The organism is Rheinheimera oceanensis (assembly GCF_018831085.1).
In the GTDB taxonomy this organism is placed as follows: Bacteria; Pseudomonadota; Gammaproteobacteria; order Enterobacterales; family Alteromonadaceae; genus Alishewanella; species Alishewanella oceanensis.
This window is the reverse complement of the sequence record NZ_JAGPNM010000005.1, coordinates 333,240-348,616: the sequence shown is the minus strand read 5'-3', so window position 1 is coordinate 348,616 and position 15,377 is coordinate 333,240. Positions and strand designations below refer to the sequence as shown.

Here is a 15,377-nt window from a genome sequence, read left to right as displayed (position 1 = left end):
GCCGGCGCTGAATTTCAGCTATCTGACAGCATCATCAGGCTTTGCCTTTAAGCCAACCCAATGCAGACTTTTTTAAGTGTAGCCTTAATTGGCGGCCCTTACCGGGCAATGTGCCGGTTTTCTTGTGCTACACTTAACTTTTAATCAACAATTACCAAGGTATCGTTGACGTGAATATTTGTATTTTATCGACCGATCAGGAGAAAGATGATCACCGGTTGCTGGAGGCGGCCCGGGCCAAAGGCCATACTGCACAGCTATATAACATCCGCGATATCAGTATGGTGCTAACGACCGACAAACCTTCCATTTACTGGCGCGACAAAGACATTACCAAAACTTTTGACGCTATTATTCCTCGCTTAAACGTTAACTTTACTGACTATGGCACCAACGTATTACAGCAATTTATCTGCAGCCAGACCTATGTCAGTGAATCACCGGCAGCACTACGGCTGGGGCGCGACAAATTAAAGTGTTTGCAGTATCTGCTGGCCAGAGGCTTGCCCTTTCCCGCTACCGGTATTGCCTATACACCACAGGGGTTCCGGCAATTGGCAAACGTTATCGGTTTGCCAATGATTATTAAACTGATTGAAAGTACCGAAGGTACCGGCATTTTTCTGGTACACAGCTTAAAAGAAATGGATAACATCGTCAGAACGTTCAGCCAGTTAGGCGCGTCTTATATTATCCAGCGCTTTGTTGCAGAAGCTGCCGGCACTGACATCAGAGCTTTTGTGGTGGGTGGTAAAGTGGTAGCCGGCATGTGCCGCCGCTCACAGGATGGCGATTTCAGATCGAATGTTGCGCTGGGTGGCTGCTCTGAACCTTATCAGCTAACAACAGCTGAAGAGCAGATGGTGTTATCTGCCACAGCATCTATTGGTATCAACGTTTCCGGAGTGGATTTTGTCCGTTCTAATGATGGCCCGATGCTGCTGGAGATCAATGTTTCACCCGACTTTACCGGCGATCAGGGTATAGAAAAAGTAACCGGAGTTAACATTGCCGATGCCATTATTGATTTTGCTGTATCACAGGTGCATCGTTTCTATGAAAACCGTTACCCCAGCGCCAAGGTACTTGAATTACAAAGAGGTATCTTATGTGCCGATGGATAGCCTATACCGGCAAACCAATATATCTGGATACTCTGGTTACCAAACCCGACCATTCGCTGGTAGTACAAAGCCGGCATAGCCAAATGAATTACACTAACAGCGGCCAGTTGCTAAGCACTAATGGTGATGGCTTTGGCATTGGCTGGTACGACAAACGTGCCAACCCCGGCCTGTTCAAAGATGATTTACCCGCCTGGCACAACACCAACCTGAACAATTTATGTCACCAGGTTAAATCTCATACCTTTATGGCGCATATCAGGGCAACGACCACAGGCGATATTCAGCGGACCAATTGCCATCCGTTCAGTTATAAAAACTGGCTATTTCAGCATAATGGCCATGTCAGCAACTTTCCTAAGTTACGCCGCCAGTTACAGCTAAAAATTGCGCCAAAGTTGTATCCGCACTTACTGGGCACAACCGACAGCGAAACGTTCTTTTTACTGGCTCTCACTTATGGTTTACAGGAAAATCCCAAAGCAGCAATGCAAAAAATGGTGGCTGAAGTACTGCAAACGTTAAAGCAGATTGATAAAAAAGGAGTGCTTAACCTGTCTTGTGCCATCTCTGACGGCCATAAACTTTACACTGTGCGCTATTCACATAACGAAGCCCCCATGACACAGTTCGTATCAACAGACGCAAGCTGCCTGGAAGAGTTTGACGACTCAAAACCGCAAATTCCCTCTGGTAGCACTATAGTGGTATCAGAACCGCTGGATCATGTCAGTGATAAGTGGACAACGATCGACAGCAACACTTTTACCACTATTTACCGAAACAACATTAAAACTGAGCGCTTTACAGAGCATTAATACAACACTGGCTCACGGCCACTGCTAATATAAGCAGCAGCCACTAGCCGCAGTGTGGCGTTTTATATCATAATCACTACACTTATTTTTAGCTTAAAGAGTGATTATGAAAATTATCAGTAGCCTTACTGCCATCCTGTTGGCGGTTGCATTAACTGCCTGCTCTGACACCCCGGGTGACACTAAACTAAAACAACTGCTACAACAGCAATATGATGCCAAGTATGCCGGTTTAATGGATATTAACGATGTAAAGAAACTTAATGGCTGGTCTGACAGTGACAACCATTACACCGCCGAGGTGGCTTACACTATTGCGTTTAAAAAGTCTTTTGCTGCTTTTATGAACGAGCAGACTGAACAGCCCGGCAACCCGCTGGAAAAAATGGTTACCGGCATGTCTGCCGGTATGTTAAAGCTACAATATGGCGATTTTAAAGCCGGTGACAAATATCAGGTAAAACAACAAACCCTGACATTACGCATGACAGAAAACGGCTGGATGTTAACTAACTAAGCCGCCTAAGCATAAATAACAACGGCCACCCGCAGGCAGCCATTATGCTTTATGCTTAAAAGTAATTATTAAAACGCTACGACAATTTCTACCCGGCGGTTTGCTGCTCTGCCCTGCGCTGTTTTGTTATCCGCAATCGGCTCTGACGGCCCACGGCCCTGAGCCAGCAGCTGCTCAGCTGCTAATCCCTGCTGCTGTAAAAAAGCCATAACCTGCTCTGCCCGCTGCTGCGATAATTTGTTGTTGTACGCTAACTGGCCGGAGCTATCTGTATGCCCAAGCACGGTAACATTTTGATAGGTTATACCTTTTAGTGATTCTACTACTGCGCTTAACTGTCGCTGTAATTCATTGCTGATACTGGCGCCATCATGCGAAAACGCCGTAATACCGGGAAAAGACACTTTAACAGCATTATCAGCCAACTCTGCGGTGGTTACACCCGCCGCAGGTTGCAGCCGGGCAGCAAACAGTGTTTGTGGCTTGGCCGTTTCCGCATTTACCGCCGCAGAACTTGCGGTGGAGTTGTTTGACGTGCTGACACAACCGGTTGATATTAGCGCCGCAATAACTGCGACGGAAAGCGATAACATGCGCAACATTTATACTCCGTTATTTAATGTTAAATACTGGCGCATACTTTAATAGTTTTATTCAGGCAAATAAACACCTTTATTTAACAATAAACAAAATAAATCTCTTACTTATTTTAAATTATTCTGCTAGTTGTTTACCTAAAGTTGTACAGCATCCCGATTGAACTTTAGCCCCAAATCCACTATGGTATCGCCATGCAAAGCCTCGAATGTTTTACCGCTAACACGCCATGCGTGCTACGGCCATACAATACCGCTATCGCCTTCCATTCCTGGGCCGGTTTTGCCCTGCGCAAAGCCGGCTGAACACTTTTTCTGCTTAAACCCTTAATGTCATTTTTGCTTCTCTGATCCGGAGCTTCGATGTTTTTCTGTTATCCCAAACGGCCTTATGGCGCCGTTAGCCAGGCTATTGCAGCTCTGGCCTGCCAGCAACTGTTACCACTTAATGCCTTGCAGCTGGCAAACATTGTACATTTTATTGCCGACGATACGGCCCGGCACCGCCTTAGCAGTAATACCAGCTGTATCCGGCCTGGCAGCTCAGTGGAGCTGCACAATACCGACACCCATGAACGTGGCTGGTTACAAGTGGTTTATCCGGCACAGGCCTGTTATCGCCGGGGGCGTATTTCTATTGTTTCACCGCTGGGGGCTGCGCTGGCTGGCAAAGCTCCCGATGCAGATATTGAGCTAACCGTACTGCGCCAGCGCCTGCATTTTCGCGTGCTGACAGTGCTAAACGTAATACACCGTCAACCAAGGAGATCTTAATGAAAACACCCGATATCATCGTATCTACAACCGACTTTGACCGGCTTGACCAGCTGCTTAATAGCCTGCCTGCAGATACTATTGGCAGCAACACGCTACGTCAGGAACTGGAACGCGCCAATCTGGTTGCGCCGCAACAATTGCCTGACAATGTGGTAAGCATGAATTCTACAGTGCGTTTTAGCTTTGCTGATGGTAAAAGCAGCAGTTTAACACTGGTATACCCAAAAGACGCCGCCCAAAGCGGTACCATTTCAATACTGGCGCCGGTAGGCAGTGCCTTGCTGGGCCTGCGCGTGGGCGATAGTATTAGCTGGCCACTGCCAGGTGGCGATATGTCAACGATCACAGTAGACGAAGTGCTGTATCAGCCAGAGCGCGAAGGCGCTTACCACCGCTGAAAAGTAGACCCAGCCCCGCTCTTAGCGGGGCTGGGTCTACTTTACTCATCAGATAAACGGTTCCTGCTTCGCAAAGCAGCTTAACTGCTATAAAATGCGCCACCTTAATTTTGCGCGGGCAGTATGCAGCCATGATGTCGTCTAATGCGTTATACACCGATTTATCCGGCTACTATGATTTAATGTGTTGCGATATCAACTACCCGGCGCAAAGTAACACCGTACACCGGCTGCACCAGTTACTGGGTAACGGTGGTAAAGCCCATCTCGATTTAGCCTGTGGCACCGGGCCGCATATCCACCACTTTATCAATTACGGCTACCACAGCAGCGGGCTGGATTTAAACCAACCCATGCTGGATTTAGCAAAGGTGCGCTGCCCGCAAGCCCATTTTATGCTGCAAAATATGTGTAATTTTACGCTGGATAGGCCGGTTGACCTTATCAGCTGCTTTTTATATTCCATTCATTATAATGCCAGCATTAACCAGCTAAAGCAGTGTATTGCCAGTGTCTATGCCGCGCTGAACCCAAACGGAATGTTTTGTTTTAATGCAGTAGATAAAGATAAAATTTGTAACCACAGCGCCGTACGTCACAGCACCACCTACGACAACAGCCACTTTGAGTTTGAATCGTTGTGGCACTACAGCGGCAGTGGTGAGCAACAAGCGCTTAAGTTACGTATTGCCCGAACCAGCGCTGGCAATACTCAGCTATGGCAGGATGAGCACCCTATGGTTGCTATCAACTTTGCCGAACTGCAGGCGCTACTGTTACCTTACTTTGAGGTACATATATTAGCGCACGACTACGATAAAATATCACCGTGGGACAACACCTCCGGCAATGCCTTATTTGCCTGTGTAAAACGCTGATCCTGTCTCATCTGTGCGCTGCTTAAGCGGTATTAAAACAGTTTCAGATATGGAAAACTGCTACGGTTACCTGCGCCAATAGCTGCCACGGTTCGCATTGTGCTGCCGTGCACGTTATGCTGGCGGCATTAATAAAACCGCCCGGAGTTAACACAGATGCAAAAATACCTGGCTTTTTTGCTGGTTTTATCCCTGCCCCTAACTGCCAAACCACAGCTGGAACTGCTGTGGCAAACTGCTGGCTTGCGTGTGCCTGAGTCGGTACTGGTGCATCAGCAGCAAAACGATAAGTTTTTATTTGTCTCTGAAATTGATGGTGAAGGCAATGCAGCCGATGGCGAAGGCGGTATAGCCCTGCTGAATACTGACGGCAGTATGCGTGAGCATAACTGGCTGCGCGGCTTAAATGCACCCAAAGGTTTGGCACAATACCAGGGCAAACTTTATGTAGCAGACTTAACCGAACTGGTGATTATTGATATTGCCACAGCTAAGGTTACAGCCAAAATCCCTGCGCCGGATGCGGTATTTTTAAATGACGTAACGGTAGATGAGCATGGCGTGGTGTATATCTCTGATACCCGCAAAAACCGCGTGTATAAGTATGCCGCAGGCAGCATCAGTATCTGGCTGGAAGATATAATTGCCGCTAACGGCTTAAAGAGTATCGGTAGCAACTTGTACATAGCTGCAGCAGATTTGCTGCTAAAAGCAGATAAAAACGGCGAACTAACGCAAATAGCTAAAGGCTTTTCACAACGGGCTGATGGCCTGGAACCGGTAGGCAACGGTGATTTTATTGTCAGTTGCTGGGCCGGTATTATCTATTACGTATATGCCGACGGCCGGATGGAACCTATACTGGACACACAAGAACAAAAGCTCAATACCGCTGATATCGGCTGGGATGCCGCAACTAACACTCTGTACGTGCCAACTTTCTTCGGCAATTCAGTGGCGGCTTACCGGCTGATATATTGACGCAGTGATACCTGCCAGCCACTAAACATCGCTGGCAGGCTTTTACTTAGTTGAGGCCAGCTTTATTTAAACCAAAAGCGGCGTCTTGAGAGCCCGGCTCTACCAGAGCCAGAATTTGCATCCGGTTCCAGAAGTTAATCAGGCCGATGCTGTAGGTTAGCTCTGAAATTTCCACATCGCTGAAATGCTCTTTAGTCGCCTGGTATAGCTCGTTGCTGATACCGGTATCGGACAACTTAGTCAGTGCTTCAGTCAGTGCCAATGCGGCTTTTTCTTTGGCGTTAAACAGTGGTGACTCGCGCCAGATAGCCACATGGTAAATACGCAGTTCACGTTCACCTTTAATTTTTGCCTGTTTGATATGCATATCCAAACAAAAGGCACAGCCATTTAACTGCGATGCGCGGATGTCGATCAGGCTTTTGATCAGCGGATCAATTGAGGTTTTGTACGCTGCCATACTGGCATCCATCAATGCTTTGGTCAAAGCCGGTACGGTTTCAAAGTGGTTCAGTCGTGCAGTCATCGTTATTGCTCCAAAGTTTTAAGTTAAAGTTGCAGAAAATCAATAGCCGCTACAGCTTCAGGTACTGCTGCAGCTTTTGTTTGCGGGTGATGGGTACCATCCACCCGGATAAAACGCACATCGGTAATACCGATATAGCGCAAAGCCGTTGTGATATAAGGGGTAAACTGGTCGTCTGCTTCAGTGGGCCGGCCAAGCAAAGGCGTGCCATTGGCCATCACCACTAATACCTGTTTATTGTTTACCAGGCCGACTTTTTCGCCTTCTGCATTAAAAGCAAAGGTGCGGCCGGCGCGGGTAATATGATCAAACCAGGCCTTTAACACTGAAGGCAGGCCTAAATTCCACATTGGCGATGAAATAAGCAGCGTATCGTGTGCCAGTAGCTGATCAACCAGTTGCTCAGATAACGCAGCTGCTTGCCGTTGCTCTGTACTGCGCTCTTCAGCTTTGGTTAAAAAGGCACTAACGGTTAAGGCATCCAGATGCGGCAGTGGTTGCTGTGCCAAATCCAGTACGGTTTCGGTTAATGCCGGATAGCGCTGCTGTAACCTGGCTAACAGGTGGCTGGCAACGATTCTGGACGCCGAGCCGGTTAAATTCGGGCTGACTTTAATATGTAGCAATTTCATAGGTTCTCCTGGCAAAGCCGCCGCCCATATGGGCTCGCAGTGTTATTCTGATGTGCAAAGTCTAGCCTTTCATGCCATATTGAAAAGATACAAAAACAATGTATTTAGGTAGGACATAATGACCGGTTATCAGGCTATTTATCAGCGCTATAAACAGCAAATCTTAAACGGCAGCCTGAAACCGGGTGAAAAAGTGCCCGCTATCCGTGTACTGGCCGCTGATTTAGGTGTGGCAAAAAAAACCGTTGAAACCGCTTATAACATCTTAATTGGCGAGGGTTACTTAGTCAGTAAAGGTGCCCGCGGCACACTGGTTAACCCGGATTTACAGCTCAATATTGCCAAAACCCCCATTACAGCGCCGGTTGAAGATAACGAACTGCAACAATTAATTGATTTACGCGACAACCCCGGCTTTTTCCGGCTGGGTATCCCGTCACTGGATGAATTTCCGTATAAAAAGTGGTTACTGCTGTCGGGTAAAGCTATCCGGGCTATGCGGCCGGAACAAATGCTGACACCGCCGGTGATGGGCCACCCGCCACTGCGTGAAGCCATTGCTAACTACGTGAATATCTCGCGCGGGCTGAATTGCAGCGCCAGCCAGATTTGCATTACCAGTGGCTACAAACACAGCATTGCCCTGATTTTACAAGCACTGGCTACACGGCACGACAAGGTAATATATGAAGACCCCGGTTATTTTTTCGGCCAGAAGCTGTTAAAGCGCATTGTCGAAAACCTGCATTATGTACCGGTTGACCACCAGGGGCTGAATGTCGATTACTTACTGCAGCACCACCAGGATGCCCGTTTTGTTATTACCACCCCGGCACATCACAGCCCGCTGGCCGTGACATTATCGCTGCCCCGCCGCCAACAGTTACTCGACTGGGCGCAAACCCGGCACTCCTGGATAGTAGAAGACGATTACGACGGCGAATTTCATTACACCAAAAAAGTACTGCCAGCATTAAAGAGCCAGGATCCGGCCGATCGGGTAATATACGTAGGTACTTTTAGTAAAACGATTATGCCTGCCATGCGGATCAGCTACATTGTGCTGCCCAAAGCGCTGATCAACCGCTTTCACGAAACCGCAGAAATTGTTGAAACCAGTCTGCCACTGCTGCCACAACAGATCCTCAGCCGCTTTATTGCTGAAGGGCATTTTTTTAAACATTTAAAAAAGATGCGTACTCTGTATCAGGCCCGGCGGCAAATGGTGTTAAATGCGTTACAACAGGTTTATCCAAGCCAGTTTTATGTCGAGCTGACCGATGGCGGCATGCATGTTGTAGCTTTTTTAAAAACCGGCACTCAGGACGAGCAATTGGCAAAAATATGGCAACAGCACCGGTTATTGGTATTCCCGCTGTCGGCATGGTATGCCGGTAAGGCCAAACGCTATGGTTTGGTTATCGGTTATACCAATATTAAATCAGAGCAGGAAGCCACTGACGCCTTACGCCTGCCCTACCACCAAACGCTGGCACTGCTTGGCAGCTAACGGCTTTACTGCGCTGCTTTCACAATCTTTCCACTTTTTAACAATAGGATACACTTTCCCGCTACAGTATCAGCCATAATGTTGGCTGGTTAACGCCTGCTTTTCGCCGTAGACTGATTACGCCACATCCAACGGAGGTGTTAAAACAATGCTGAAATTGTTTGCCATATTGTTGTGTTTAGTTGCCGCTTATCCGCTACAGGCCAAACAGCAGCTGCGCTGGTGCGTATGGGAGTTCCCAGGCAATGTTGACTTTAATAATACAGCGAAAAAAGCACAGGGCGTTTCCGTTGACTTTATGCAGGAACTGGCACATCGCGCCGGTTTTGCGTTATTAATCAGCAAAGCTACACCATCCAGCCGTTGCCTGAAAGAGCTCACCGATGGCAGCAGCGATCTGGTAATAGGCATTCTTAAAACCGGCGATGGCAGAGAAGCCATTGAATATATCCCCTACGGCGCACGCCAGCCAGACCGGGTTTATTTATCTGCCACTGACAACCGCAAACTACAGCAAGTTACTGAATTATCTACCATGACGCTGGCAGCAATACGTAACTATGGCTTTCACCCGAAAGTGAAGACAATAGTTGACGCTATGCCACCGAGCCAGGTTATACGGGTAAACTCTATTTATTCTGCACTTGAAGTTGTTGCCAAACAACGGGTAACAGCCGCACTGCTACCACCCAGCCAGGTTGGGGCTGTATTACAGGACAATCCGGAGCTGGCAGCAAAAATAAGAGAAGTCAGTTTTCCGCTGAATATTGTCACACCACAGCCGGTATATATCGGCTTAGCCAAAAGCTGTCAGTGCCCGCACATCTCACAAGCGATACAACAAAGTATTGCATCTATGACCGGGGATGGCAGCATAAAGCGTATATTTGGTGACAGGATCATCGAATTTACCGATTAACATCATCACTTTAATTCACATCAATCAATTAGCTTCTTACTATACTATTTTGGCGGTTGTTTAGTTCGGTGCCTGATGCTTCACAGTATCAGCACTACAGATAATAACAAAACGTTAACCAAAAGGAAGCTGACAATGAATAGACAAACTTTTAAAACCAGAGCGCTGGCCGGCATGATAAGCATGTTGCTGCTATCCGGTACCGCCTTTGCCAGTGACAAAACCATGACTAAGCCAGCCGGCGCCTCAGGCCAGGGTAGTGCTCAGCAGGGAGCAGTAAGAACAAACCAGTTTTGGTGGCCACAGCAACTTGATTTGTCTGTGCTGCGCGATCACGATGTACGTTCTAACCCTTATGGCGCTGACTTCAACTATGCTGACGCTTTTAATAAACTGGATTTAGACAGCGTAAAGCAGGATATCAATGCCCTGTTAACACAGTCACAAAACTGGTGGCCTGCGGATTTTGGTAACTATGGCCCATTCTTTATTCGTATGACCTGGCACAGTGCCGGTACCTACCGTACCCTGGACGGCCGTGGCGGCGCCGGTGGTGGTCAGCAGCGGTTTGACCCGCTAAACAGCTGGCCGGATAACGCCAGCCTGGACAAAGCCCGGCGTTTATTATGGCCGGTAAAACAAAAATATGGTGCAGCACTGTCCTGGTCAGATTTAATTGTATTGGCCGGTAATGTCGCGCTGGAAAATATGGGCTTTAAAACTTTTGGTTTTGCCGGTGGCCGTGCCGACGACTGGGAACCAGATATGGTGTACTGGGGGCCGGAAGTTGAAATGCTGGCCAGCGACCGTGAAGATAAAGACGGTAAGCTACAGCGCCCGCTGGGTGCAACTCACATGGGATTAATTTACGTTAATCCGGAAGGCCCCAAAGGCGTGCCCGACCCGCTGGGTTCAGCCAAAAATATCCGTGTTGCCTTTGAACGCATGGCCATGAACGATGAAGAAACCCTGGCGTTAATCGCCGGTGGCCATACCTTTGGTAAAATGCACGGTGCACACAAACCCAAAGACTGCCTGGAAGCCGAACCCGGTGCAGCAGGCGTTGAAGAACAAGGCCTGGGCTGGAAAAACAACTGTGGCAAAGGCCATTCTGAAGACACAATTACCAGCGGTTTAGAAGGTGCCTGGACCCAGGCCCCAACGCAATGGACATCGCTGTACTTAAGCAACCTGCTTAACTTCGAGTGGAAACAAAGCCGCAGCCCGGCCGGCGCTATTCAGTGGGTACCGACCGACGAATCGCTGCATAAAATCGTACCGGATGCGCATATCAAAGGTAAGTTTAATCCGCCGGTAATGACCACCGCGGATTTAGCGCTGAAGTTTGACCCGGAATACCGCAAAATTGCCGAACGCTTTTTAGCCGATCCGGAAGAATACCGCTTAGCCTTTGCTAAAGCCTGGTACAAGCTGACACACCGCGATATGGGGCCACCACGTAACTTTTTAGGTAAAGAAGTACCGAAAGAGGTGTTGATTTGGCAAGATCCGATTGACGAAAAAACCCAATCCACCATTAAAGCTAATGATGTAAAAACACTCAAAGCCAGTATTTTAAAATCCGGTTTAACCGTGCCTGAATTGGTACGTGTAGCCTGGGGCTCTGCAGCAAGCTACCGCCATTCGGACATGCGGGGTGGTGCCAACGGTGCACGTATTGCATTAGCACCGCAAAAAGATTGGCCAGTAAATAACCCGGCAGAAACGGCAAAAGTAGTAAAAGCGCTAACCGCCATTCAGCAAGATTTTAATACCAGCCGCAAAAAAGTGTCGCTGGCTGATTTAATCGTGTTAGGCGGCGCAGTTGCAATAGAAAAAGCCGCTAAAGACGCCGGCTATACTATTACAGTGCCCTTTACCCCAGGCCGTGGTGATGCCAGCCAGGACATGACGGATATAGCCTCGTTTAACCAGTTGGAGTTAACAGCTGACGGCTTCAGAAACTACTTTGACATGGCTGCAAGCTATAAATCACCTACAGAAATGCTGATAGATAAAGCTGATCAACTAAACCTGACTGTGCCGGAAATGACAGTGCTGGTAGGTGGCTTGCGTGCGCTGGATGCTAACTATCAGGGTTCCAGACACGGTGTATTTACCGCTAAACCCGGCACCTTAAACAACGACTTTTTTGTTAACCTGCTGGATATGTCCACCGTGTGGAAAAAGTCTGCCACCGACGGCATCTACGAAGGCTTTGACCGTAAATCAGGCAACAAAAAGTGGTCTGCTACCTCTGTTGATCTGATCTTCGGTTCCAACTCAGAGCTGCGCGCTGTAGCAGAGGTATATGCTTTTGATACCTCGAAACAAAAGTTTGTTGATGACTTTGTTAAAGCCTGGACCAAGGTTATGAACCTGGACCGTTAATAAGCCCCCCAACGCAAAAGCGCTGCTACCTGAAAAGGTGCGGCGCTTTTTTTCTGCCAGGCCTGGCTTACTCTGTTGCTACAGCTGCATTAACCTGCATACGGTATAACACCGCATCGACATCCCCCAGCGCATCACGGTGCAAAAAGCGTTTTACAAACTGCATACCCAGTTTACGCATAACGCCAATTGAGCCGGCGTTATCCGGCATGGCAATTGCCGACAAAAACCGGACATTGCTATTATTTGCCAGCACCGCATCGGCCACTGCCTGGGCTGCCTCACTGGCATAGCCTTGCCCCCAGTACTGCCGCTTAAAACGCCAACCAAGTTCCACGTCATCGCGGCTTGGTGTTGCGGTATTAAAACCCATCGGCCGTATTAATACCCAACCGATATAAGCGTTATCTTCTAACCGCCGCACCTGCCATATACCATAGCCTTGTGCCGGGCTGCGGTATTGCATCATCCGCGGTATAAACACATCAACAATGCTTTGCATTGTTGTAAGCTTGCCACCGTTCAGGTAGCGCATAACTTCTTGATCCTGATCTACTTCAAACAGCAACCCGGCATCCTGATCAGACAACAGGGTAAAACTCAGCCTGTTACTTGCTGCAATTTTCAACATACTCTTTCACTCTTTTCTACTATTGCTCTCTGGTCGCATCTACTGCAGATCAATACGGTACTGGGCAAACCCCTGCTCGTCGGTGCCCAGCTTTGTCATAGGCCACTGCTTGTAGCGGCCAACAAAGTCTTCTGCTGTTTTGCTGTCTTGTGTGCTAAAGCGGATATCCAGCACCACACTGCCGGCAACAGGCGCCAGGCGCCAGTTATTATCTGCAACCGGGTTTACCTGACTGCTGTATTGCCCGCTGACAGCATCATAGCCGGATTGCTGCGTTATATAACTTACCAGTGCTTCACGGTTGCTGTCGGGCAGCTCCATTACCACATGCCCGCTGCCGGTACCGGCAAAGCGGCCACCAAAAGCGCGGTAATTATTGGTGGCTACTATAAATTCCTTTTCAGCCAGAGCCTTACCGCTAAATACCTTGCCGCTGTTGTCGGTATAACTCAGGTTAATAATACGCGAGGCACTGGCATCCAGCAGTTCACAGTCACGGCCGAATTTGGCAGGCTGTGTAACATCTATCTGGTAGTTTACGCCGTCAATTACATCAAAATTGTAGGTTGGGTGTTCATAATTGATCAGCTGTTGTGGCGCACTGGTAGCCACATCAATGCGGTTAAACTGGTTGGCCGAGCATTCCAGCCAGTCTTTTAATTCTGCACCATTAAGTTTTACAGCCACTACAGTGTTAGGGTAAAGGTATAAATCTGCGGCATTACGAAAGCTTAACGTACCGGCTGACACCTGAATATACTGCTGTGCGTCTGTTGGCGAGCTGCGCCGCCCTCCGGCTTTAAACGGCGAAGCGGCTGACAACACCGGCAAATGTTGCAGCTGCGCCGGTAGCATCGCGCTAACTTTGGCTATCTGGGCATTAGCTACAATTTGTACTGTAGGGTCGTCCTGCACCTGGGCCAGAAAGCTGTACATATCGGCCGACGCCACACCTATAGGGCGCTGCATAAAGTCAATTGTGCCCTGATGTGCCTGTTGCACTGCGGAGTGAATACGTTTATCTGCGGCTACCAGCGGCGCTTTTTTAACCCCGTCATAAATAGCCACGGCTTTGGCGCTGGCATCGATTACCTGCCATTTGCCTTGTTGCAGGCTCAGGGTAAAATCGACCTGGCCCATATTATCGCCCCAACGCCCCGGCATTACGGCAGCAACACCGTTAAGCAAGCCTTTTTCTATATCCGCCCCCGGCAAGTCACTATAACGGGATGATGGAAAAACAGAATGGCTGTGGCCAAACAGCACCGCATCAATATCCGGCACCTGCGTAATAGCATAAACCGCATTTTCAGCATGCGGATCGCCGGGGTTATCGCTGGAGCCAATGCCGGAGTGCGGAATGGCAATAACCAAATCGGCGCCCTGCGCTTTCATTTGCGGTACCAGTTTTATTGCTGTTTCCACAATACCGGCCGCACGCACTTTGCCGGTTAAATGCAGCTTATCCCACAGCATAATCTGGGGCGGTACAAAGCCAATATAACCAATTTTTATATTGTGCTGCTTACCTGCAGTATCTGTTACTACAGTGTCTTTAATCAGGTAAGGCGTAAATAAATGTTCGCCCTGCTTTATGCCGTGCCAGCATTGCGGCTGTGCACAGTACACATTGGCATTAACATAGGGGAAAGCAGCACCAGCCAGCGCCTTTTGCAAAAAATCCAGGCCGTAATTAAACTCGTGGTTACCAATATTGCCCACATCGTATTGCAGCACATTCATGGCCTGATATACCGGGTGAATCTCGCCGTCAGCCAGGCCTGTGTGAGCGGCATAATCGCCCATCGGGCTGCCCTGAATTAAATCGCCGTTATCCACCAGCACAGTGTTAACCGCCTCCTGCCGGGCGGCGGCTATCAGGCTGGCGGTACGCGCCAGGCCAATGCTGGGATCTGCCATATCGGTGTAATAGTTATAATCCATCACATTAGCGTGCAGATCAGAGGTTTCCAGTACCCGCAGTTTTACGGTTACCGTTTCTGGGGGTGTGCTGACAGCACAAGATGTGATACTCAGTGCCGCTGTTGATAGCAGCAAGAATGGTAAAGACAGTTTGAACATAGTTAAATCCCGGCTTTTACAGCCTGGCCGGAACCCGGAGTCCGGGCCAGGTGTATGCTGTTGTTGTAATTGGTGCAGAAAAAATCAAACGGGCGCCGTTTTACAGGCTAACCTATAGAAAAAAAGCACTAAACAAAAGCTGCAAAAATAAATTCGCGGTTAAAACACTATTACATCAGCCGGAAATGCGCTTTAAGGCTAATTATTTTTTACACTTATTTTATTTTGCACCGTATGTGCGCCCGCCGTGGCTAACGTGATCTGCTCGGCCAGCATACGTTGCTCCGGCGTATCTACTTCACCCATCAGGGTGACATCGCCCTTACGGGTTTCAATATGAAAGTTAAAGGCTTTAAGCTGCTCTTCACGTTGCAGCGCAGCCATTACGGCACTGGACACATTGGCATCATCCGCCAGACCTTCTTTAACAACCATATTGTTTTCCGGCACACCGGTTTTTTCATTGATAACTTTTTTCTCACAGCCTGACAAACCCGCTGCCAACACACAGATTAACCCCAACGCAATAACAGGTTTTACTGACGTATTCATAACTTACTCCTTAAAGATGTTAGTTGTAATACCGTTAAACACCTT

At 48.4% G+C, this 15,377-nt stretch carries 16 protein-coding genes; 10 read left to right on the top strand and 6 right to left on the bottom strand.

Annotated elements, in window-relative coordinates; genetic code table 11:
• The first annotated feature begins 170 nt into the window (after positions 1 to 170).
• The 3 genes from J3B89_RS13495 to J3B89_RS13485 all read left to right on the top strand — a co-directional run bounded on the left by J3B89_RS13495 (position 171) and on the right by J3B89_RS13485 (position 2,459).
• Positions 171 to 1,124 (top strand): ATP-grasp domain-containing protein, encoded by a 954-nt coding sequence (locus J3B89_RS13495; RefSeq protein WP_215398122.1) that lies wholly within the window; start codon positions 171 to 173, stop codon positions 1,122 to 1,124.
• Positions 1,109 to 1,942, top strand: coding sequence for a class II glutamine amidotransferase (locus J3B89_RS13490; RefSeq protein ID WP_215398121.1), 834 nt, complete (start codon positions 1,109 to 1,111; stop codon positions 1,940 to 1,942). The genes J3B89_RS13495 and J3B89_RS13490 overlap by 16 nt, the downstream gene beginning before the upstream one ends.
• A gap of 106 nt (positions 1,943 to 2,048) precedes the next feature.
• Positions 2,049 to 2,459, top strand: coding sequence for a hypothetical protein (locus tag J3B89_RS13485; protein ID WP_215398120.1), 411 nt, complete (start codon positions 2,049 to 2,051; stop codon positions 2,457 to 2,459).
• Between the two features lie 68 nt (positions 2,460 to 2,527).
• Here the strand turns inward: J3B89_RS13485 and J3B89_RS13480 are convergent, their stop codons facing one another.
• Entirely contained in the window at positions 2,528 to 3,061 is a 534-nt protein-coding gene (locus J3B89_RS13480; protein ID WP_215398119.1) for an OmpA family protein, read from the bottom strand.
• 357 nt (positions 3,062 to 3,418) lie between these two features.
• Between J3B89_RS13480 and J3B89_RS13475 the strand changes: the two genes are divergently transcribed.
• The 4 genes from J3B89_RS13475 to J3B89_RS13460 all read left to right on the top strand — a co-directional run bounded on the left by J3B89_RS13475 (position 3,419) and on the right by J3B89_RS13460 (position 6,089).
• Positions 3,419 to 3,829, top strand: coding sequence for a GreA/GreB family elongation factor (locus tag J3B89_RS13475; protein ID WP_215398118.1), 411 nt, complete (start codon positions 3,419 to 3,421; stop codon positions 3,827 to 3,829).
• On the top strand, positions 3,829 to 4,230 hold the full coding sequence (rnk, locus tag J3B89_RS13470; protein ID WP_215398117.1) for a nucleoside diphosphate kinase regulator: 402 nt from the start codon (positions 3,829 to 3,831) through the stop codon (positions 4,228 to 4,230). Before J3B89_RS13475 ends, rnk begins: the two co-directional genes overlap by 1 nt.
• Before the next feature lie 131 nt (positions 4,231 to 4,361).
• Entirely contained in the window at positions 4,362 to 5,108 is a 747-nt protein-coding gene (locus J3B89_RS13465) for a class I SAM-dependent DNA methyltransferase (protein WP_285895614.1), read from the top strand.
• A gap of 156 nt (positions 5,109 to 5,264) precedes the next feature.
• Positions 5,265 to 6,089 (top strand): NHL repeat-containing protein, encoded by an 825-nt coding sequence (locus tag J3B89_RS13460; RefSeq protein ID WP_215398116.1) that lies wholly within the window; start codon positions 5,265 to 5,267, stop codon positions 6,087 to 6,089.
• A 46-nt stretch (positions 6,090 to 6,135) separates the two neighbouring features.
• On the opposite strand, the gene J3B89_RS13455 is transcribed toward J3B89_RS13460, so the two are convergent.
• Complete coding sequence (locus J3B89_RS13455) at positions 6,136 to 6,615, bottom strand: carboxymuconolactone decarboxylase family protein (RefSeq protein WP_215398115.1); 480 nt, start codon at positions 6,613 to 6,615, stop codon at positions 6,136 to 6,138.
• Positions 6,616 to 6,638: 23 nt separating this feature from the next.
• Positions 6,639 to 7,247, bottom strand: a complete 609-nt coding sequence (locus J3B89_RS13450) for an FMN-dependent NADH-azoreductase (RefSeq protein ID WP_215398114.1) — start codon at positions 7,245 to 7,247, stop codon at positions 6,639 to 6,641.
• A 118-nt stretch (positions 7,248 to 7,365) separates the two neighbouring features.
• On the opposite strand from J3B89_RS13450, the gene pdxR reads away from it, so the two are divergent.
• The 3 genes from pdxR to katG all read left to right on the top strand — a co-directional run bounded on the left by pdxR (position 7,366) and on the right by katG (position 12,067).
• A complete protein-coding gene (gene pdxR / locus J3B89_RS13445; RefSeq protein WP_215398113.1) occupies positions 7,366 to 8,757 on the top strand; it encodes a MocR-like pyridoxine biosynthesis transcription factor PdxR in 1,392 nt (463 codons plus the stop codon).
• Positions 8,758 to 8,905: 148 nt separating this feature from the next.
• Positions 8,906 to 9,676, top strand: coding sequence for a substrate-binding periplasmic protein (locus J3B89_RS13440; protein ID WP_215398112.1), 771 nt, complete (start codon positions 8,906 to 8,908; stop codon positions 9,674 to 9,676).
• A 183-nt stretch (positions 9,677 to 9,859) separates the two neighbouring features.
• On the top strand, positions 9,860 to 12,067 hold the full coding sequence (gene katG, locus J3B89_RS13435; RefSeq protein WP_433915371.1) for a catalase/peroxidase HPI: 2,208 nt from the start codon (positions 9,860 to 9,862) through the stop codon (positions 12,065 to 12,067).
• Positions 12,068 to 12,134: 67 nt separating this feature from the next.
• Here katG and J3B89_RS13430 read toward each other — a convergent pair whose 3' ends face one another.
• From J3B89_RS13430 to J3B89_RS13420, 3 genes are all read right to left on the bottom strand, one after another.
• A complete protein-coding gene (locus J3B89_RS13430) occupies positions 12,135 to 12,698 on the bottom strand; it encodes a GNAT family N-acetyltransferase (RefSeq protein ID WP_215398110.1) in 564 nt (187 codons plus the stop codon).
• Positions 12,699 to 12,737: 39 nt separating this feature from the next.
• Positions 12,738 to 14,780 carry a bifunctional 2',3'-cyclic-nucleotide 2'-phosphodiesterase/3'-nucleotidase gene (locus J3B89_RS13425; RefSeq protein ID WP_215398109.1) on the bottom strand — a complete coding sequence of 681 codons (2,043 nt, stop codon included), beginning with the start codon at positions 14,778 to 14,780 and terminating at the stop codon, positions 12,738 to 12,740.
• Between the two features lie 198 nt (positions 14,781 to 14,978).
• Complete coding sequence (locus J3B89_RS13420; protein ID WP_215398108.1) at positions 14,979 to 15,332, bottom strand: BON domain-containing protein; 354 nt, start codon at positions 15,330 to 15,332, stop codon at positions 14,979 to 14,981.
• Positions 15,333 to 15,377: the final 45 nt, after the last annotated feature.